Annotated in this window: 20 protein-coding genes; 9 read left to right on the top strand and 11 right to left on the bottom strand. The window is 42.3% G+C overall.

Annotation, left to right across the window (positions count from 1 at the left end):
- Positions 1 to 27 precede the first annotated feature (27 nt).
- The 6 genes from ACJYYY_RS01355 to ACJYYY_RS01380 all read left to right on the top strand — a co-directional run bounded on the left by ACJYYY_RS01355 (position 28) and on the right by ACJYYY_RS01380 (position 5,421).
- Positions 28 to 954 carry a manganese-dependent inorganic pyrophosphatase gene (locus ACJYYY_RS01355; RefSeq protein WP_035314318.1) on the top strand — a complete coding sequence of 309 codons (927 nt, stop codon included), beginning with the start codon at positions 28 to 30 and terminating at the stop codon, positions 952 to 954.
- A 193-nt stretch (positions 955 to 1,147) separates the two neighbouring features.
- Entirely contained in the window at positions 1,148 to 1,855 is a 708-nt protein-coding gene (locus ACJYYY_RS01360) for a metal ABC transporter ATP-binding protein (protein WP_035314316.1), read from the top strand.
- Complete coding sequence (locus tag ACJYYY_RS01365) at positions 1,801 to 2,628, top strand: metal ABC transporter permease (RefSeq protein ID WP_198015719.1); 828 nt, start codon at positions 1,801 to 1,803, stop codon at positions 2,626 to 2,628. Before ACJYYY_RS01360 ends, ACJYYY_RS01365 begins: the two co-directional genes overlap by 55 nt.
- A 14-nt stretch (positions 2,629 to 2,642) precedes the next feature.
- Positions 2,643 to 3,899 (top strand): GTPase HflX, encoded by a 1,257-nt coding sequence (hflX, locus tag ACJYYY_RS01370; protein ID WP_051456909.1) that lies wholly within the window; start codon positions 2,643 to 2,645, stop codon positions 3,897 to 3,899.
- A 276-nt stretch (positions 3,900 to 4,175) separates the two neighbouring features.
- Positions 4,176 to 4,922: a type I 3-dehydroquinate dehydratase gene (gene aroD / locus ACJYYY_RS01375; RefSeq protein WP_035314313.1), complete on the top strand. Its 747-nt coding sequence runs from the start codon at positions 4,176 to 4,178 to the stop codon at positions 4,920 to 4,922.
- A 13-nt stretch (positions 4,923 to 4,935) separates the two neighbouring features.
- Positions 4,936 to 5,421 (top strand): GNAT family N-acetyltransferase, encoded by a 486-nt coding sequence (locus ACJYYY_RS01380; protein ID WP_035314311.1) that lies wholly within the window; start codon positions 4,936 to 4,938, stop codon positions 5,419 to 5,421.
- 58 nt (positions 5,422 to 5,479) lie between these two features.
- On the opposite strand, the gene eis is transcribed toward ACJYYY_RS01380, so the two are convergent.
- Entirely contained in the window at positions 5,480 to 6,700 is a 1,221-nt protein-coding gene (gene eis, locus ACJYYY_RS01385) for an enhanced intracellular survival protein Eis (protein WP_035314310.1), read from the bottom strand.
- A 227-nt stretch (positions 6,701 to 6,927) separates the two neighbouring features.
- Here eis and ACJYYY_RS01390 point away from each other — a divergent pair, with 227 nt between their 5' ends.
- Both ACJYYY_RS01390 and ACJYYY_RS01395 read left to right on the top strand, forming a co-directional pair.
- Positions 6,928 to 8,274, top strand: a complete 1,347-nt coding sequence (locus ACJYYY_RS01390) for an amino acid permease (RefSeq protein ID WP_035314308.1) — start codon at positions 6,928 to 6,930, stop codon at positions 8,272 to 8,274.
- 35 nt (positions 8,275 to 8,309) lie between these two features.
- Positions 8,310 to 8,450 (top strand): hypothetical protein, encoded by a 141-nt coding sequence (locus ACJYYY_RS01395; RefSeq protein ID WP_156921150.1) that lies wholly within the window; start codon positions 8,310 to 8,312, stop codon positions 8,448 to 8,450.
- Positions 8,451 to 8,569: 119 nt separating this feature from the next.
- Here the strand turns inward: ACJYYY_RS01395 and ACJYYY_RS01400 are convergent, their stop codons facing one another.
- Entirely contained in the window at positions 8,570 to 9,571 is a 1,002-nt protein-coding gene (locus ACJYYY_RS01400) for an NAD(P)/FAD-dependent oxidoreductase (protein WP_035314306.1), read from the bottom strand.
- Between the two features lie 248 nt (positions 9,572 to 9,819).
- Between ACJYYY_RS01400 and ACJYYY_RS01405 the strand changes: the two genes are divergently transcribed.
- Positions 9,820 to 11,022 carry an NAD(P)/FAD-dependent oxidoreductase gene (locus tag ACJYYY_RS01405; RefSeq protein WP_035314304.1) on the top strand — a complete coding sequence of 401 codons (1,203 nt, stop codon included), beginning with the start codon at positions 9,820 to 9,822 and terminating at the stop codon, positions 11,020 to 11,022.
- Positions 11,023 to 11,071: 49 nt separating this feature from the next.
- On the opposite strand, the gene ACJYYY_RS01410 is transcribed toward ACJYYY_RS01405, so the two are convergent.
- From ACJYYY_RS01410 to ACJYYY_RS01450, 9 genes are all read right to left on the bottom strand, one after another.
- Positions 11,072 to 11,551, bottom strand: a complete 480-nt coding sequence (locus tag ACJYYY_RS01410; protein ID WP_035314302.1) for a divergent PAP2 family protein — start codon at positions 11,549 to 11,551, stop codon at positions 11,072 to 11,074.
- Positions 11,552 to 11,570: 19 nt separating this feature from the next.
- Positions 11,571 to 12,131 carry a monovalent cation/H(+) antiporter subunit G gene (gene mnhG / locus ACJYYY_RS01415; RefSeq protein ID WP_051456908.1) on the bottom strand — a complete coding sequence of 187 codons (561 nt, stop codon included), beginning with the start codon at positions 12,129 to 12,131 and terminating at the stop codon, positions 11,571 to 11,573.
- Positions 12,112 to 12,402 (bottom strand): Na(+)/H(+) antiporter subunit F1, encoded by a 291-nt coding sequence (locus ACJYYY_RS01420; protein WP_035314300.1) that lies wholly within the window; start codon positions 12,400 to 12,402, stop codon positions 12,112 to 12,114. Before ACJYYY_RS01420 ends, mnhG begins: the two co-directional genes overlap by 20 nt.
- Positions 12,399 to 12,878, bottom strand: coding sequence for a Na+/H+ antiporter subunit E (locus tag ACJYYY_RS01425; RefSeq protein WP_035314298.1), 480 nt, complete (start codon positions 12,876 to 12,878; stop codon positions 12,399 to 12,401). Before ACJYYY_RS01425 ends, ACJYYY_RS01420 begins: the two co-directional genes overlap by 4 nt.
- A complete protein-coding gene (locus tag ACJYYY_RS01430; RefSeq protein WP_408869226.1) occupies positions 12,879 to 14,372 on the bottom strand; it encodes a Na+/H+ antiporter subunit D in 1,494 nt (497 codons plus the stop codon).
- Positions 14,362 to 14,706, bottom strand: a complete 345-nt coding sequence (locus tag ACJYYY_RS01435; RefSeq protein ID WP_035314296.1) for a Na(+)/H(+) antiporter subunit C — start codon at positions 14,704 to 14,706, stop codon at positions 14,362 to 14,364. Before ACJYYY_RS01435 ends, ACJYYY_RS01430 begins: the two co-directional genes overlap by 11 nt.
- The gene (locus ACJYYY_RS01440; protein WP_232217928.1) at positions 14,707 to 15,138 is read right to left on the bottom strand and encodes a Na(+)/H(+) antiporter subunit B; all 432 of its coding nucleotides are present in this window, start codon (positions 15,136 to 15,138) and stop codon (positions 14,707 to 14,709) included. It lies immediately after the preceding gene.
- Positions 15,119 to 17,524: a Na+/H+ antiporter subunit A gene (locus tag ACJYYY_RS01445; protein ID WP_408869020.1), complete on the bottom strand. Its 2,406-nt coding sequence runs from the start codon at positions 17,522 to 17,524 to the stop codon at positions 15,119 to 15,121. Before ACJYYY_RS01445 ends, ACJYYY_RS01440 begins: the two co-directional genes overlap by 20 nt.
- A gap of 161 nt (positions 17,525 to 17,685) precedes the next feature.
- A complete protein-coding gene (locus tag ACJYYY_RS01450; protein ID WP_408869021.1) occupies positions 17,686 to 18,894 on the bottom strand; it encodes an MFS transporter in 1,209 nt (402 codons plus the stop codon).
- Positions 18,895 to 18,898 lie beyond the last annotated feature (4 nt).

The raw sequence follows: 18,898 nt of genomic DNA on the forward strand, positions 1-18,898 counted from the left end.
AAACAGAACAGAAGGAGCCGATTAAAGATGAGTAAAACATTAGTTTTTGGGCATAAGAACCCTGATACAGATACAATTACAGCAGCGATTAGTTACGCTGCCTTGAAAAATGCTGTAGGTGTTGAAGCAGAAGCAGTACGCCTAGGCGCGATTAATCCCGAAACACAATTCGCGTTAGATTATTTTAAAGTACCAGCACCACGCTTAGTGGAAACAGTCGCTAACGAAACGGATCGTGTAATTTTAGTGGATCACAACGAAGCACAACAAAGTGTATCTGACCGTGATCAAGTAACTGTAACAGAAGTGATTGATCATCATCGTATTGCTAACTTTGAAACAGCGGATCCATTCGTTTGTCGGATTGAACCGGTTGGTTGTACAGCGACAATCCTAGTAAAACTGTATAAAGAAAACGGTGTGACACCTTCAAAAGAAAACGCTGGTTTAATGTTATCGGCGATTATTTCAGATACGTTATTATTCAAGTCGCCAACCTGTACACCAGCTGATATCGAAGCGGCGACTGAACTGGCAGCACTTGCCGGTGTTGACGCACAAGTATACGGCTTAGACTTATTAAAAGCAGGCGCTGACGTCAGCCAAAAAACGATTGCTGAGTTAATTACGTTAGATGCCAAAGAATTTGTGATGGGTACGAAAAAAGTTGAAATCGCACAAGTGAATGTGGTTGATCCAGCGGATGTGCTTGTTCGTCAAACTGATATCGAAGCGGCAATCAACGCTAAAATGGCTGACAAAGGTTTAGACATGTTCTTGTTTGCCATCACAAACATCTTAACGAACGATTCTGATGTTCTTGTATTAGGTACAGAGGCAGCCGTCGTTGAACGTGCCTACGATGTTACCTTAGTGAACAACCGTGCAACATTACCAGGTGTCGTGTCACGTAAGAAACAAATCGTGCCAATCTTAACACCATTATTTAACTAAATGTGAAATCATCTCGTAGAAAAAGTGACTGTAATAGCATTTAAAAGAAAATGAAGTTTATTTGGACTTTAGCTACAATCTGAATCCTTGATAGGACAACCTATCAAGGATTTTTACTTGTTATTTGTCGACAATCAGCATATACTTAAACGTAATGCTTACGTTTTAGGACGTTTGACGAGGAGTGAGTACAGTGGATTATATACAAGTGAAAGATATTATGTTTAAATACGACGATGAGCCGGTGTTATCCGATGTATCGTTTCATGTGAGTGAAGGTGAGTTTGTATCGTTAACCGGTGAAAACGGAGCGGCTAAATCAACCTTATTAAAAATCGTGCTCGGATTACTACAGCCAGCCAACGGTGAAGTGACACGAACATTGCTCAATGCGAAAGGTGAAAAATTTCAAATTGGCTATTTACCGCAGCAGGTTGCATCCTTCAATGCTGGTTTTCCGAGCACGGTCATTGAGCTCGTGCGTTCGGGACGTTTTCAACGCGGAAAATGGTTTAAACGCTTGTCAGCACTTGATCATGAGAAAGTCGAAGAAGCACTGCGTTCAGTTGACATGTGGAAGTATCGTGATACGCAAATTGGTGCCCTTTCTGGCGGACAAAAACAACGCATCTGTATGGCGCGCGTATTAGCGGCCGAGCCAGACTTATTTGTACTGGATGAGCCAACAACCGGGATGGATAAAGCGAACCGTAAAAACTTTTATAAACTGATGCGTCATTATGCTGATTCGCACAACCGTGCGATTTTGATGGTGACCCATGATGATGACGATCTCACGAGATATGTTGATCGTGAATTACGCTTAACACGAAAGGAAGATACCGAGTGGAGATGTTTTTGCATGAATTCATGCAGCGCGCATTCATCGCAGGCACATTAATTGCGATTCTTGCCCCGTTGTTTGGTTTGTTTGTTATTTTAAGACGGCAGTCACTAATTGCCGATACACTAGCCCATATTTCATTAGCAGGTGTGGCAGTAGGTTTCACTATCGGAGTTAATCCAACCTATACAACCATTATTGTCGTGGTCATTGGTGGTTTAATTATCGAAGTGATGCGAAGCTTTTTTAAGACGTATTCCGAGTTATCGATTGCGATTTTAATGTCAGGTGGATTAGCGCTAGCGCTCGTTTTAACGAGTGTGAATGGTGGGAATTCAACCGCGAGTATTTCACAGTTTTTATTCGGTTCGATTGTAACAATTAATAACGAGAGTGTTTATTTACTATTAGGTTTAGCAATTATCGCAGTGACACTTTACTTGTTATTCCGTCGCCATATGTATGTGTTGACCTTTGATGAAGATACGGCCTATACGAGTGGCTTAAATACGCGTTTAATCTCAATGGTATTCAGTGTCTTAACGGGTTTAGCCGTTGCGATTATGATGCCAATTGTTGGTGCCTTACTTGTGTCATCTTTGATGATTTTACCATCAGCGATAGCGATTAAATGGGTTAAGAGTTTTGACGTTGCAATTATTTTAAGTGTTGTGATGGGGTTGATTGGAGTCTACAGCGGATTAACGATGTCGTATGAAGTCGGGACACCACCGGGTGCCTCAATTACCCTCGTTTTAATTGGCATGTTTATTGTATCAGTCGTTGCCCGTACCGTTTGGTTACGTTTAAAGGGTAGAAAATATAAGTAAGAAGAGGAGACACTATGACAAATGTTATCTTAGTAGGGGTTGAATTACCGCGTGTGAATGATTTTGCTGAATCAATGGTTGAGTTAGAAGGCTTAGCAGAAGCGGCTGGTTTAACTGTCGGTCATGTCTTAACACAAAAACGCGAACGCGTGCATGCCGGTACGTATATTGGTAAAGGGAAGTTAGCTGAACTGGAAGGTTACTTAGCAGCAGCCCAGAGCGAAACGCTCGTGTTTAACGATGAGTTAACGCCGAGCCAAATTAAAAACTTAGAAGCGGCACTTGAGGTTGAAATCATTGACCGTACGATGCTGATTTTAGCAATTTTTGCTGATCGTGCTCAAACACGTGAGGCGAAGCTACAGGTTGAAGTCGCACGGTTACAATACTTAATGCCACGCCTAGCGGGTATGGGTATTTCAATGAGCCGTCAAGGTGGTGGCTCATCGGGTTTAGCGAACAGAGGTGCGGGTGAAACCAAACTTGAGCTCGATCGTCGAACAATCAGTGATAAAATCAATCAGTATCAGCGTGAATTAAAAATCGTTGCGAATGAACGGGACAATCAACGACGATCACGTCAGAAAAAAGGCTTGCGTGTGGCAGCACTTGTTGGGTATACGAATGCAGGGAAATCAAGTATTTTAAATACACTTGTCAGTGCTTACCATCCGCAAACAGACGAAAAACACGTGCTTGAAAAAGACATGTTGTTTGCAACGCTCGAAACATCAGTGCGTCGGATTCATCCGAAATATCATCAACCATTCTTATTAACAGATACGGTTGGTTTTGTTGATAAGTTACCGACACAACTAGTGAAGGCATTCCGTTCGACCTTAGAGGAAGTAATTCAAGCGGATGTACTCATTCATGTGATTGATGCGGCTAGTCCTGATGCTGATAAGCGCCAACGCGTTACCGAAGAAACGCTTAAAGCCATTGGTGTAGAAGATAAACCAATGATTCACGTGTGGAATAAGGCCGATTTAGTACCGGAAGTATCACAAATTATGCCGCCGAACCATGTATGGGTTTCAACACGTACCGGCTTAGGGTTACCAGCCTTAATGGCAGCCATCGAAGCCGAGCTCTTTGCGGATGAAGAAGAGCATAGCTGGCTTATTCCGTATGACCGTGGTGATGTTGTTGCACAAATGAACGAAGAAGCACGGATAATTAAGCTGGAGTATGTTGAAGATGGCACGCAAATTACCGCGATTACGCCACAGCATTTTATACGTACACACGGCGAATTTATTACGGAATAAAAATGAAGGCAACTATTTCCCGTTACTGCCATTTATCTTCCAAGCTGTTTGCTTCTAAGCGGTTGATGTCACTTTCGTTGTAGGAAACACAAGCCTTTGAGGAGAGTGTACAGATGGTACCGACTCCGAGAAGGTGAGGCATTGACGACCTAGAACAGCGTTGATCTTCAGTTTGGAGCGGAGGCAGTTGCCTCCGCTTTTTTGTGGCGTTAATCTATTCAAATAGAACGTAAACGTGTAAAATGAGAAGAAATAACAGATAGGGGCGTGTGAACGATGGGCGAGCAGTTAATGTTAGGTCAGGTCAGTATAAAGGAAGGAACACCGCGGCGTTGTGTTTCTTTAAGTGGGGCAACGACGGCAGCTATTGCCGCTGAATTAAAGCTGTTTAAGCAGAAAAAAGCCTTTGTTGATGTTCTAGAATGGCGGGTTGATTGTTTTGTTGAATGGTCAAATGAGCCGTTACGCCAAGAGGTTCTTACTATCATTAAAGCAGCAATCGGGACAACACCGCTTATTTTCACGTGTCGAACGCGTGCTGAAGGTGGTCAAGCAACGCTTTCGACGGTTACTTATGAGGAACTCTTGCAGTGGGCGAGTGCCACTGGTAGTTTTGCAGCAATCGATATTGAGTTAGCTCTTCTGCCACAACTAGCACCGGGGCTATGCTCCCGAATTCGCCAACAAGGGACGAAAGTGATTGTCTCTCATCATAATTTTGAACGGACACCACCGGTTCAAACAATGGTTAACCTGTTAGAAGCAGGAGCTGATGCAGAGGCTGATATTACTAAATTAGCAGTGATGCCCCATTCAAAATTAGACGTGCTACGTTTGATTGAAGCGAGTCAACGTTATGCGTGCCAACGCGTGCCTGTGATTACAATCTCAATGGGCGCGTTAGGACAAGTCAGTCGTTTAATTGGTTCGTTTAGTGGCTCAGTGATGACCTTTGGTGCCTTGGAAGCAACAAGCGCACCAGGACAGTTAGAAATCGAACAACTGGCACGCCAAATGTACTGAGGGGGAGAGACAGATGATTCGAATCGCTCAAGCGAAAGATGCAGCAGCAATAACGGCCATTTATAACGAGGCAATCTTAAAGACGACAGCGATTTACAAAAATGATCCTGTGACAGTGGCTGACCGGAGAGCCTGGATAGCGCGACAAGCACAGGAAGGCTGGCCCCTGTTTGTGTATGAAATCGATGAAACAGTTGTCGGTTATGCAACCTATGGCTCCTTTCGGGCGTATCCGGGCTATCGACAAACGATTGAACATTCCATCTATGTGAATCCGACCTCTGCGGGGAGAGGGATTGCGACTGCTTTAATGCAACACTTAATAGCAATCGCTAAACAAGAAGGCTATCATGTGATGCTTGCAGGGATTGATAGTGAGAATAGTGCAAGTATTCACCTCCATAAGAAGCTTGGTTTTACGTTTAGTGGCCGTATGAAAGAAGTCGGTTTTAAGTTTGACCGTTGGCTCGATGTTGATTTCTATCAAATGGTTCTTTAAAAAAAGCTCATGTGCTATCGCTAATCAACGATAGAGCATGAGCTTTTTTGGATAGTATTTAAAAATAATCAGAAAAATAGGGAACATCTGCGGGAATAATACTTTCAAGCAATTGTACTTCAGCAGACGTTGCATTCAAGCGACCGATTTTCTTTAAATACGTCGGTCGTTTGTAGCCTAAAAACATCGTTGTCAACGTTTGGATTGTGACGGTCGTTGTCGGTTGTTTGGTGCTAACATATACAGTGACTGTACCGTTAAGCAAACTTAATTCATACGTTTGGCGATTCCACTCGGCCAGTGGGTCTTCTACTGCAAAGCACCAAGAGCCATTCACTTTTGACAACGTTTTAAATGGAAACTGCTGCAAGAACGGTAATAAATCGACAATTCGTCCCATGTAATAAGGTGTGATTGTCTCTTTAATCTCACTATCATCGAGCAAGAAGGCGAGTGCTTCATCGGTATAGGTTGAACCTTGTACCTCATTGACCATCGAAAAATGGGCTGAAATAAAGTTCCAAAGACCACTGCGGGCTTCTTCGTTTAAAAAGACCATTTCTTTCAAATAAAAGACCTCATCTGCCAAGCGATAAAACAAGAAACCAGTAGGTGTTCCCGTCGTATCGCGATAAACTGCGGCCATCATTTCATCTGACTCCCAGCGCCAGTATTCATCCCATGCAAGTTGGGTGCGAATCATGCTGCCGTGTTGTTGAGCGGCGAAATTATCGTAAATTGTAAAAATAAGGGGGTCATCACAGTCAGTGCGTTCAACCATGCCTAACACATCTTTTGTTTTTGGTAACTGTGTATCTTTGACCTTAAAGGTCATTTTATCACTAATGATTTCCCAGCCTTTACGACGGTAGAAGGGAATCGAATACGGATAGAGATACGAGATGAATTGTTTATTTTCACGCATTTTTTGTAGTGCACTAATCATTAAATCATGCATTAAGCCCATTCGAGCATACTCAGGATAAGTTCCCACACCGGTAATGCCACCCATGGCATACTGCTGCCCAAAAATGTTGACGGTGAACGGATAAATCGCAATTTGTGAGATGAGCTTCGTTTGATCATACCAGCCAATAACATCAGCTTGTTCAAGCACAGGGAGCTTCGCCTGCCGAATTTCTTCTTCTTCCCACCCAAAAGTGTGTAAATCGTCCGTTGTAACTTGGAATACATAACGTAATAATTCATTGAATTGTGTCACGTCCGTTTTTTCGACGAGCTTTAATTCAAAGTTGTGCTGTAGAGCTTTCGGCTCCATAATTTCGACCTCCAAATGTTTTATGAAAAGTAATTATGAATATAATATACCATAGTTGCTTGCTTTTAAAAAAGTGAAGGACTATAAAAGTCATGAATAAAGGGAGGGCTAAAGTGATAAAAGAAAAAAGCACTAGGTAATTACATTAAAAATGTAGTAATTTTCTGAAAAATGTATTAGACTTAATAAAAACTCAATGATGTAATCAATTAGGAGGAAATTAAGACATGGCAAGTGAAACAAAGCAAACAGAATTAAAACAAGGCCTAACGGGTAGACATGTCCAATTTATCGCCTTAGCGGGTATGATTGGTACGGGTATTTTTAAAGGTAGTGCTGAAACATTGCAACAAGCTGGCCCATCCGTTGTTTTTGCCTATTTAGCAGGGGGCTTATTACTTCTAATTGTAATGACGGCTTTAGCCGAAATGGCTTTAACACATCCCAAACATAACGTGCAAATGTTAATACATAAGGCAATGGGATCACGCTCGGCATTTGTAACCGGTTGGTTGTATTGGATTAATTGGGTTGTTGTAACAACCGTTGAAATTGTAGCAGCGGGCTCATTTTTACAATATTGGTTCGACCTGCCATTATGGATTTTATCGCTCATTTGTGGCGTGTTAATTATTGCGATTAACTTATCACAGGTAAAAAATTATGGTGAACTTGAATTTTGGTTTGCGGGCATTAAAATTACGACTCTGACATTATTTATTATTTTAGGCGCCTGTCTAATTTTCGGAATTATCCCGAGTTCAGCAGCCAACCCGGTCGAAAACTTAACGAGTAATGGTGGTTTTATGCCGTTTGGTTTAGGTGGGATTGCCTCAGCTTTCTTAGTGGTTGTATTCTCATACGGTGGAGCAGAATTAGTTGGTGTAGCTGTCACGGAGACGAAGGATGTTGAAAAAATCTTGCCACGCGTTATCCGAGGAACAGTTTTTCGTGTCATCACCTTTTACATTTTTCCAATTATTGTAATTTGTGCATTAATTCCTTGGAGCTCAGTAACAGGTGAGGTAAGCCCATTTGTACAAGTATTCGACATGTTAAATATTCCCGCAGCAGCAGACATTATGAACTTTGTTTTGTTAACAGCTGTTTTATCGGCAGCAAACTCAGGAATCTATGCCACAAGCCGTACCTTGCATGCAATGTCGTTAAGTGGTGAAGCACCACGTAAGTTTGGGGAATTATCGAAGAATGGTGTGCCCCGTCGTGCCATCCTCATCACAGCCGTCTTTATTTTCTTAGGCGTTTTAATCGCCTTTTTAACAGAGAGTCGTGCCTTGAACTTATTGATGCAAATTCCGGGATTCACGATTATGATTGTTTGGTTAGCTATCTGTGTCTCGCAAATCATTTTACGCAAACGTAGCAATTTAACGCCAAGTTTCAAAGTATGGTTATTCCCATATACAACCATCTTTGCGATTGTGTGTTTCAGTGTTATCTTCATTTCATCAGTCTTTAATAAGGCAAATATCGTCGGTTCAACAGTCTGTGTCACGATTATGGTTGTACTAATAATTGCCGCTCAAATTCATGATAAATACAAACAAAAATAAACGATTAGCAAGCGTGAAATAAAGGAGGAAGAACAATGACCTTACTCGTACAAGTGGCGATGATCTTTATGCTCGCCTTAGCTGTTATTCAGCTGTTTAAACGCAATGTCGATTGGGCAGTAATGTGGTTCCTTATCGGTGCAGGCTTTTTCGTACTCTGGAAATTTTATGCGTAACCATATAAAAAGAGGGTTGCTCGGGCCAAATTGGCTGTGAGCAATCCTCTTTTTTACTAGCACCTTTCGCCAGTCGCCTGCCTCCAAGCTGTACGACTTTAACGGCCTGTCGTGTGCTTTTATTGACCGAACATACTGGTTGAGTGCATCGGTTGTACGCGGGTTTTGGGGTTGATGTAGTTCATTGCATTGTTGACCGCGGTAGGTGCTTCGCCAAGTCCTGTTGCAATCAAGGCGACTTTACCAGGATAGGTACACACATCACCGGCGGCATAGATACCCGGGCGGTTTGTTTCCATTTTAGAGTTGACCACTAATGCGTTTTTTTGTAACTCGAGTTCCCACGTTTTAATGGGACCTAACGTTGAAATAAAACCATAGTTGACGATAAAGTGATCAATCGCTACGCTGCTTTCTTCAGCTGTTTTCATTTTCTTTAAACCAACGTGTGTTAAATTGCCGTCATCATCGGTCGTTAAAGTTACCGGGACATAAGGTGTCATCAAAGTTACCGATGAATCCTGTAATTGTTGCACGCTGCTCTCATGTGCACGGAAGGCGTCGCGACGATGAATCAGGCTAACTGATTTAGCAATCGGTTCGAGCATTAGAGCCCAATCGACGGCTGAATCGCCACCACCACAAATGGCGACGTTTTTATCGGCAAAATGATTCATGTCCTTAATGTAATAATGTACCTGTGAGCCTTCAAGTGCACTGGCATTAGTGATGTCGAGTCGACGAGGTTCAAAAGCACCGTTACCGGCTGTAATAATGACCGTTTTTGAGCGGTGTCGACCTTTGTTCGTTACAAGTTCGATGGTCTCATCAGCTTGTTGATTGAGCTCAAGTACTTCTTCTTCCAAACAAATCGTAGGGTTAAACGTAGCTGCTTGCTCAACGAGGCGGTCAACTAAATCTTGCGCTTTAATGTTTGGAAAACCGGCCACATCATAAATGCGTTTTTCAGGGTATAACATTGAAAGCTGTCCGCCTAAAGTCGGTAACGTTTCAATGATTTTCACCTTGGCACTGCGTAGGCCAGCATAAAAAGTAGCAAATAGACCTGTTGGTCCGCCACCGATGATTGTTATATCGTATAATTCTTCTGTATTAGTCACGTGATAAAGACCTCCATTAATTAAACTGTGATGCTAATCGGCATCACTTCCTTCATATAATACCATAAAAAAAAGCTAGGATAACTTAATTGGTTTAGAAAGAAATTACGGGAATGAAAGAGAAAAGATAAAAATAACCAAAAGGCTTGAAAACAAATGTAAAAACCTTTAGAATTGTAAATGGAAAAGTGTTTTTTGTGTGAACGAATAGGACACAAATATAATAAAAATGAAATGAGTGATTTATGATGGCTAAGAAACAAATTGTCATTCTCGGTGCTGGTTACGGCGGTCTCCGTACATTACGTAACTTACAAAAAGCAAAACCAGATGCAGAAATTACAATCATTAACAAAAATGATTACCACTACGAAGCAACATGGTTACACGAAGTAGCTGCTGGAACAATTGAAGCAAACGATGCGTGTTTCCCAATTAAAGACCAAGTTAAGGGTGCAACTAAATTCATCCAAGACGCTGTTATTAAAGTAAACAAAGAGGATAAAACAGTTGAGTTAGAACAACATGGTTTAATCTCTTACGATTACTTAGTCTTTGCTTTAGGGTTTGAATCAGAATCATTCGGTACGCCGGGTGTTGATGAACACACATTACCAATTGCTGATATTCCTTCAACAAAACGTATTCGTGAGCACATCGAAACTAAATTTTCACAATGGAAAACAACACAAAATGACGAATTATTAACAATCGTTGTTGGTGGTGCAGGCTTTACTGGTTTTGAATTCTTAGGTGAATTAACTAACCGTATTCCTTACTTAGTGAAACAATACGATGTACCGCGTGAAAAAATCCGCATCATCTGTATTGAAGCAGCACCAAGTGTGTTACCAATGTTTACAAAAGACTTAGCAAACTATGCGATTTCTCGTCTTGAAGACCGTGGTGTTGAATTCAAAATTGGTCACCCAATTAAAGAAGCAACAGCTGACTCAGTTATTTATGCTGATGGTGAAGAACGTAAAGAAATCAAATGTGGCACATTTATTTGGGGTGCTGGTGTTCGTGGCTCAGGCGTTGTCGGCGCTTCTGGTTTCGAAGAACGTCGTGGCCGTGTAATGGTTAACGCAAACCTAACTGTTCCTGGTAACGAAGACATCATCATGATTGGTGACTGTTCAGCTGTAATGGATACTGCTAACAACCGTCCATACCCAACAACAGCACAAATTGCTATTCAACAAGCAGATTATGCAGCAGCTAACATTATTGCGTTATTAAACGACCAACCATTAAAAGACTTCGTTTACAAACCTAAAGGAACTGTCTGTTCATTGGGTGATAACGATGCAATGGGTCTTGTTGGCGATAAAGCACTTAAAGGTTACCGTGCATCAGTTCTTAAAAAAGTAATTGATGACCGTTCAATCGCAATGCTTGGTGGCGTTTCAACAATGCTTAAAAAAGGTAAATTCCAATTTTATAAATAAGTAACACAAAAAAAGCGGTCGGGAGTAATCCTGACCGCTTTTTTAATACTTATAAATGATAGAGATATTCAACCAAAAAGCCAATTGCAATCCCGGTTAAAATACCGAAAAAGACTTCAGTCGGTTTATGACCTAAGACTTCTTTCAAACGCTTAAGACCCTCATCAGGGTCTTTTTCGGTTGAATTTTTTCCGATGTTGGTAATCGCTTGAAAATCGGCAATGAGCTTATTAATCGTAATGGCTTGTTCGCCACTTTGACGACGAACGCCCATTGCATCATACATCACGATGACGCCGAAAATGGCAGCAACTGCAAAATACGGTGAATTCATACCATGTTCAATCGCTAGCGTTGTCATTAAGGCGCAGACGGCAGCCGAATGAGAACTTGGCATACCGCCAGTTGCTGTTAGCAAAGACCAATTCGTTGTACGACTCATTAAAGCTTGGATGGGAACTTTAATCACTTGGGCGAACCCAATTGCAATTAAAGCCGCCATCAGCGGAATGTTGTTCCAAAAATCCATTGAAAAGGCCTCCTTTTAATTAAGTAGTTGTTTCATCATCGTTTAGTTCTTCAGTTGGTCGAAGTGGCGCCTTAAGTTCTGTTTGGAAGGCAGCTTCTTCTTCTTGCTCATGTTGTTCTAAGCGACGATCGCGCATGTAGTCGGCAAAATGGACCTGTTTCATCGCCTTCAAATAATCTTCTTGTTCGCGAACCTCCCGTTGTAACCGTTCAGCACGGAGCGCTTGCATCTCTTCTTTTTTAACCGGATATAACTCATCAATTAGATGGTTCTTAGTTAAAGGAACACCGATATGATAGGCCGACCGAGTAATTAAATGGTTCGCAATCGGTGCCGTTAAGAAGATGAAGAGGAGTGCTAAAATAATGCGCGGTAACATGTTTACTTCTGAAAAATAGGAGAAGTAAATAATCAGCGCGACCATCATCACGGTGATACCAAGCGTGTTACCAATACCGGCTGCATGCGCACGCGTATACGTATCAGGCAGGCGAATCAGTCCTAGGGCTGCGATTAAACTTAAAATCGAAGACGTGATGATGAGGAGTGAAATTAAAATTTCAAGACTTAGTGCGATCACGGACAATCACCTGACCTTTCTCTTCGAAGCGGGCGTATGAGACGGTACCGATGAAGGCGAGTAAGCCGATGATGAGTAACACATCAACAAAAACTGGCGTGTTTTGCATCATTGAAATTAGCGCAGCAATCGATACGAGTGCAATGCCGATACAATCAAGTGCGAGTACGCGATCAGCTAAGAAAAAGCCTTTGATGACACGGTATAAGAAAAGGATAATTGAAATGCCGAATAAGACTAATGAGATATAAATCGATACGTGTAAAATCATTTACGGAACACCTCCACGATGTGACGTTCAAAGCCATTGCGAATTTTACTGCGTTCTTCTTCAGGGTCGGTTAAGTCGATACAATGAATGTAAAAGGTGTGTGAATCTTCATCAACTTCGATACAGGTTGTTCCGGGTGTGAGTGAGATGAGCGACGTGAGTAGCATGACCTCCCAATCCGATTCAAGCACCGTGCGGTACTTGAAAATACCAGGCGTGATATCGATTTCATTTGATAAAATGACCTTCGACATGGTGATGGAACTCGTCACGACATCTCCTAAGAACATCATAATCAGTCGAATGACCGACCAGACCCGTTCTAAGTAAAAGCGACCATTGAAAAAGCGACGCATGGTGAAAAGCATAATAATACCGATTAAATAACCGATTAAAAAAGTGCTGAAATTGAATTCAGCTTGGAGAAACTGCCAAAGTAAGGCAATTAATGTATTGAGAAAGATTTGAAAAACCATTTAATTGCCTCCTAACACAGCAGTAATATAAACGAGTGGATCGATTAACGAATCAGATGCCTCGAGGACATAAGGGGTGACGAATTGAATCCCGACGCCAAATATGGCGGTAATTGCCACAAGTATCACCGTTGGTAGCATCATTTGTCGGTAGCCAAAGACGTAATGACGGGGCCCCCGTTCTTTGCCCCAAAAACCTAAGATGAAGATACGGAGTAGTGACAATAAAACGAAGAGACTCGAGACGAGGATGAGGATCCCGCCGACGCTATCGCCGCTTTCGAAGACACCTTTGACGATGTACAGTTTGCCGACAAAACCACTAAACGGTGGAATGCCTGCCAGTCCTAACATCGCGATGAAGAAGGTGATGGTCAGACCAGGGTAGCGGGCAATCAGTCCCGAAAAATCGCGAATATCAGGTGTGCCGGTAATAAAGAGGATCACACCAATAACCATGAACAACGCGACCTTGATTAACATATCGTGAATGAGGTAAAAGACGCTGCCAGTCATCCCTGATGTTGTTAAACTGGTAAAACCGACTAAGATGACCCCAATCGCGATTAAAATGTTGTAAATAATAATGTTTTTCATGTTCCGATAACTCATGGCACCAACGACACCGATAATAATTGTCAAGTAGGCCGACCAACGTAAGAAGTCCCATTCTATGCCGGGCGAACTGGAGAAAAACAAACTGAAGGTTCGTAAAATCGCGTAGACACCAACCTTAGTGAGAAGACCACCGAACAAAGCAAGAATCGGCATCGGTGCACTGACGTAGGAACTAGGTAACCAAACAAACAGTGGAAAAATACCGGCTTTGGAACCGAACACAAACAAAAAGAAAATCGCAATCACACTAATGAGGCCGGCGTCTGCGTTGCCTTGAACTTGTGCCAGTTTGTTGGCGATATCGGCCATATTAAGTGTGCCAACAATGCCGTAGAGCATCGCGACAGAGACGATGAAAAAGGCAGAGGCAATGACATTGAACACAAGGTACTTTAAAATCCCTTGCAACTGTACTCGCGTGCCACCTAAAACTAAAATACCATAGGATGACATCAGCATAACCTCGAAGAAAACGAATAGATTGAAAATATCACCGGTTAAAAAACTCCCGTTAACACCTGTAATCATAAAAAAGACAAGTGGGTAATAGAGTCCTTCTTCCCGTTGAACGCTGATGGTGCGGATTGAATATAAAATAATTAGCGGTAAAATGAGCGTTGTCGTTACAACGAGTAGCATGGCCAACATATCGGCCACTATGCTAATACCAAATGGAACAGGCCAGTTCCCCATTGTGACAACAAGTGTTCCTTCAGTGATTACTTTATAAGCACTGAAAAGGGAAGCAGCTAACAAAATAAAACTAAAACTTAGGGCTGCGGGACGCTGATATTTGATTTTATGAGGCAAAATCAATAATAGAATCGCTGCAACGAAAGGGATTAGAATTGGCAGTAAAGCAAAATTAGTCATCATCATCATCATTTCCTCTCGTGCGGTTAACCATGTCGGTTCCATTTTCTTGATACGCGCGGTAGGCCACTACTAAAAAGAGGGCGGTAACCGCAAAGCCAATAACAATCGCTGTTAAAATTAAGGCTTGTGGGATCGGATCATTAAACAAAGTTAAGCCATCCAATAAGATGGGGGCGTTACCTCGTTTGATACCACCAATCGTCAGTAAGGTGAGGTTTGCACCATGACTGACAATGGCTGTTCCAATAATAATCCGCAGTACATTTTTTGATAAGATTAAGTAAACACCGGCAGTAAACATCAGCCCGATGAGTAGACTCATTAACAATTCCATTTAATCACTCTCCCCAATCGCAATAATGATAGTGAGGATGGCGCCGAGCACAACCATCAAGACACCGACATCGAATAAAGTGGACGTGTACAGCCCAGTGTGCCCAAAGAGCGGCAATTCGACGTAGACAGTCGTATGTGTCAAAAAGGCTTCACCTTTAAAGAGGCTGATGCTCGAACTAATTAAGATGACGAGTAAACCAGCCCCTGCTAAACGGAGGGGGTTGAACGGCAAAATCCGTTTGACTAAGTTCAGGTCATAGGCAATCGCGAGTAACACAAAGGCCGAGACGATGATAAGACCACCGATGAAGCCACCACCAGGCATGTTATGCCCAGAGAAAAACGAGTCAGCACCAAAAATCAAAATAATAAAGACAATGATTTGTGACGCCATTCGGAGTAAGACATCATTATTCTTCATGTTGTTTATCTCCTTTGTTCAGACGTAAGCGCACCAATGAATAAATACAGATGGCTGCAATCGTTAAAACCGCTGATTCGAAGAACGTATCAAACCCACGGAAATCAACCAAGGTGACATTGACGACGTTTTTACCGCCACCAAGAGTGTAGGCATTTTCAATGAAATACGGCGAAAGCACCGAATCAAAGAAGGTCGTATTGAAAGAGGAGAACACCACCATGAACATGACGAAACCAACACCTAAGCTAATCCATAACCGCCAAGAAAACGGGGTGATTTTTTCCTCATCCTTACCAATTTGTGGTAAGAAACGAAACGCCAGTAAATATAAAATGACTGAAATTGTTTCAACCACAAGTTGCGTCAACGCGATGTCGGGAGCACGAGCGACCATAAACATAATCGCGATTAAATAACCGAGTGCCCCGAGTAGGATGACCGAGGTTAAGCGAGCTTTAGATAACATAATGGCTAATAAGACAATCGCGGTTGCAATGAAAATTAATACATCCAGCACGTCGATTTTAGTCAGTTTTATCATTGAAAAATCAAGCGAGTCGGTTGTTAGAACACCGACAAGTGTCATTAAAATAAAGGTCATAAATAAAATGATTAAGTAGAACCGTAAATTACCGTTCATAACGGTCGTCATTGAGCGGTACGATAATTTTTCAAAGTAATAGTTCCCGCGGTTATACACATCGTTCCAAGCAAAGGTATGACGGTAGCGCTTTTGAATCGCAGGCTTCCATTTTAAATAAGTAACTGCTAGCACTGTCCCAACCGCAATGATGGCGATTGTGAGCCACAGCGCGGGTGTAAACCCATGCCAGAGTGCTAAATGTAACTCGTAGCTAGGGTTGAGTGTCGTCTTGACACTATGTATTGCCGGTGTAATTAAACGATTGGCAAATAAGTTCGGAAACAAGCCACTCACAATTACTAAGACGATGAGTACAAGCGGTGAAAAGGCCATGCCAAGTGGTGTGTGTGTTGCACGTTTTGGCTGCAGCCATGGTTTTTGTTTGCCTGTAAATGGTCTAAAGAACAAAATCATACTATAGACGAACGTAATAACACTGGCAATCCACGCGACAAATAAGAAGATGTAAGACAACGTACTCAGTGTTGGTGCGTCAATCGACGAGAGGTGCACGAACGATTCTAAAAACATCTCTTTACTGATAAAGCCGTTAAAAGGTGGAATGCCGGCCATCGCAAATGTTCCAACAAAGGCAAGCGTTGCCGCTAAGGGCATGACGTTCATTAAGCCACCGAGGCGGCGGATGTCACGCGTACCTGTTTCATGATCGATAATACCAACGACCATAAATAAGGCACCTTTAAACGTTGCATGATTAAAGAGATGCAATAAGGCGGCTGCGAGTGCGGCAACATAAAAACCGTTCGCCTCCCGTAAGGCGTTAGAGCCAAGCCCGAGTAATGACATAATTAGCCCGAGCTGACTGATGGTTGAATAGGCGAGAATCGCTTTTAAATCGACCTGCTTTAAGGCGTTAAATGCGCCCCAAAATAAGGTGACTAGCCCGACAATCATAATCGTAACCGACCACGATTGATGTGTGGGAGCAAAGACCGGTGTCATGCGAGCAATTAAATAGAGTCCGGCTTTAACCATGGTGGCTGAATGAAGGTAGGCACTAATTGGTGTTGGTGCTTCCATCGCGTCGGGTAGCCAAATATGGAAGGGGAACTGAGCCGATTTCGTAAAGGCCCCAAGCATGATAAAAATCATCGCCAAGATGAAATACGGCGAATCGCTGAAGGCAGCTGCGCGAGCAATGACGGTTTGAATGCTAAAACTACCTGCGAGATTTGATAAAATAGCCATCCCACCAAGCATCATCAATCCACCGAAGACAGTAATATAGAGCGCTTTTTTAGCGCCGTAGCGCGAACGCTCCCGCTTATGCCAATACCCAATCAGCAAGAATGAGCTAATCGAAGTCATTTCCCAAAAAAGATAGAGCACCATCATATTATCTGATAAGACCAAGCCTAACATCGCGGTCATGAAGATTGCGAGGTAGGCATAAAAATAATGCAATTGTTCTTTTTTCTTACTCAAATAAAAGATTGAGTAGAGGGTGACGAGGGTACCGATACCTGTAATAAGTAAAACAAACAGGAGGCTCAGTCCATCAAGACGTAAGACATAGTTAATTCCTAAGTCGGGAATCCACTTCATTGTGTATACAAGCGGATGAGTTGTGAGATTCTGTGAGACGAAGCTTAAAAAGTAACAGAACAACCCTAATGGGAAGATGAGGACTAACCATCCAAGATGCCATTGTTGTAAGCGGCGATGAATAAACGGAATAAGGGCAGCTAAGCATAAGGGTAATAATACGGCAATGTGTAAAAAGTTCACTAAAATGAATCGCTCCTTTCGTATAAATGGTAGTAAACAATAAGATACTTACTTTAAGTATAACTAAAAAAATATAGCATAACAAATGATAGAAGGTATCTGCTCGATTTAATGAAAAAAAACTCAACCTCGCACAGACGCTAATGTGGAGGTTGAGGCGCTTAATGCAGTTCGATTTTACGCTTGCGATCAGATCGCATACTCATCTGTAATAAGCAATAGGTGAGCAGGAACATGAACGCTGTAAAGATAAACACGAATGAAATACTAAAGAGACTTGCGAGTTCACCGCCAATGACAGGACCGATGACGTTGCCTAAAAAACGGGCACTTTGATTGTAACCAAGCACCTCGCCTTGGATTGAAATGGGTGAGGCGAGCCGAATGTATGCCGTTGTTAATGGGATTAAGCCACCGATGACAATCCCGAATAAAAAGCGTAAGAAAATAAATAAGGTCATCGAATTGATAAAGGCCATTGGAATAATGGCGATGGCGGAGCCAATTAACAGATAGCCGATAATTTTTTCGTATCCGTGATGGTCACCTAAAATACCCCAACGACGTGTCATAATCAAATTCCCAAAGCCGGTTGCTGAGAATGCTAGCCCTGATAACAGTGCGATGTTGTTCGTGTGCGGTACGAGCTCTTTAACATAGAGCGAGAGCAGTGGCTGTAAACTGAAGTTGGCAATTTGGACGAGACTGGTTGCAATCATCATCATCGTTAAAACACGAATATGTAAGATGTAAGCAATCGTATTTGGTACTTTTTCGTTTTTTGTTGTATTGGTGGTGTGTGTAACAGTATCTTTTAAGACAAAGGTAACAAGGAGCGCTACGATGAATAAGGCGATACTTGAAAGGTAGAAGGTTTGTTTGAAACCAAAGACATCAGCTAAATAGCCGCCAATCAATGGACCAAACAGCATCCCCGTCACACTGCCGAGCTGTAAGGTTCCTAACACGCGACCGGACTCCTTTTTAGGTGTTTGCCGCGCGATAAAGGCATTGGAAACACCGACAAAACCAGTTACGATACCCATGAAAATTCGCAAGAAGAACAGATGAGATACGCTGCTGACCTCTCCCATTAAATAGAGCGAGAGCGCCATTCCGACTGAGGTGAAGATGAGAATTGGTTTAAAGCCATGGCGGTCACCGATTTTCCCCCATAAGGGTGAAACGAGAAAGGCTGCTAAAAAGGTAACGCCGAAAATATAACCTGACCATCGCTGGATATGATCTTGGGAATAGTTGCCAAAAGTGGCGATGTACAATGAAAGGAACGGCATAATCATTGTCATGCTGATGGAAACTAAAAAGTTGGCGGCCATTAAAAGATAGAGGTTTTTCTTTAGTTGAGACATAGAG

Source organism: Brochothrix campestris (genome assembly GCF_046058945.1).
Lineage (GTDB): Bacteria > Bacillota > Bacilli > Lactobacillales > Listeriaceae > Brochothrix > Brochothrix campestris.

Bases quoted from the DNA above. Each gene is read 5' to 3' on its own strand.
- ACJYYY_RS01355 (WP_035314318.1), top strand. From the start codon at position 28: ATGAGTAAAACATTAGTTTTTGGGCATAAGAACCCTGATACAGATACA.
- hflX (WP_051456909.1), top strand. From the start codon at position 2,643: ATGACAAATGTTATCTTAGTAGGGGTTGAATTACCGCGTGTGAATGAT.
- aroD (WP_035314313.1), top strand. From the start codon at position 4,176: ATGGGCGAGCAGTTAATGTTAGGTCAGGTCAGTATAAAGGAAGGAACA.
- ACJYYY_RS01380 (WP_035314311.1), top strand. From the start codon at position 4,936: ATGATTCGAATCGCTCAAGCGAAAGATGCAGCAGCAATAACGGCCATT.
- eis (WP_035314310.1), bottom strand. From the start codon at position 6,700: ATGGAGCCGAAAGCTCTACAGCACAACTTTGAATTAAAGCTCGTCGAA.
- ACJYYY_RS01390 (WP_035314308.1), top strand. From the start codon at position 6,928: ATGGCAAGTGAAACAAAGCAAACAGAATTAAAACAAGGCCTAACGGGT.
- ACJYYY_RS01395 (WP_156921150.1), top strand. From the start codon at position 8,310: ATGACCTTACTCGTACAAGTGGCGATGATCTTTATGCTCGCCTTAGCT.
- ACJYYY_RS01405 (WP_035314304.1), top strand. From the start codon at position 9,820: ATGGCTAAGAAACAAATTGTCATTCTCGGTGCTGGTTACGGCGGTCTC.
- ACJYYY_RS01410 (WP_035314302.1), bottom strand. From the start codon at position 11,551: ATGGATTTTTGGAACAACATTCCGCTGATGGCGGCTTTAATTGCAATT.
- ACJYYY_RS01420 (WP_035314300.1), bottom strand. From the start codon at position 12,402: ATGATTTTACACGTATCGATTTATATCTCATTAGTCTTATTCGGCATT.
- ACJYYY_RS01425 (WP_035314298.1), bottom strand. From the start codon at position 12,878: ATGGTTTTTCAAATCTTTCTCAATACATTAATTGCCTTACTTTGGCAG.
- ACJYYY_RS01430 (WP_408869226.1), bottom strand. From the start codon at position 14,372: ATGATGACTAATTTTGCTTTACTGCCAATTCTAATCCCTTTCGTTGCA.
- ACJYYY_RS01435 (WP_035314296.1), bottom strand. From the start codon at position 14,706: ATGGAATTGTTAATGAGTCTACTCATCGGGCTGATGTTTACTGCCGGT.
- ACJYYY_RS01450 (WP_408869021.1), bottom strand. From the start codon at position 18,894: ATGTCTCAACTAAAGAAAAACCTCTATCTTTTAATGGCCGCCAACTTT.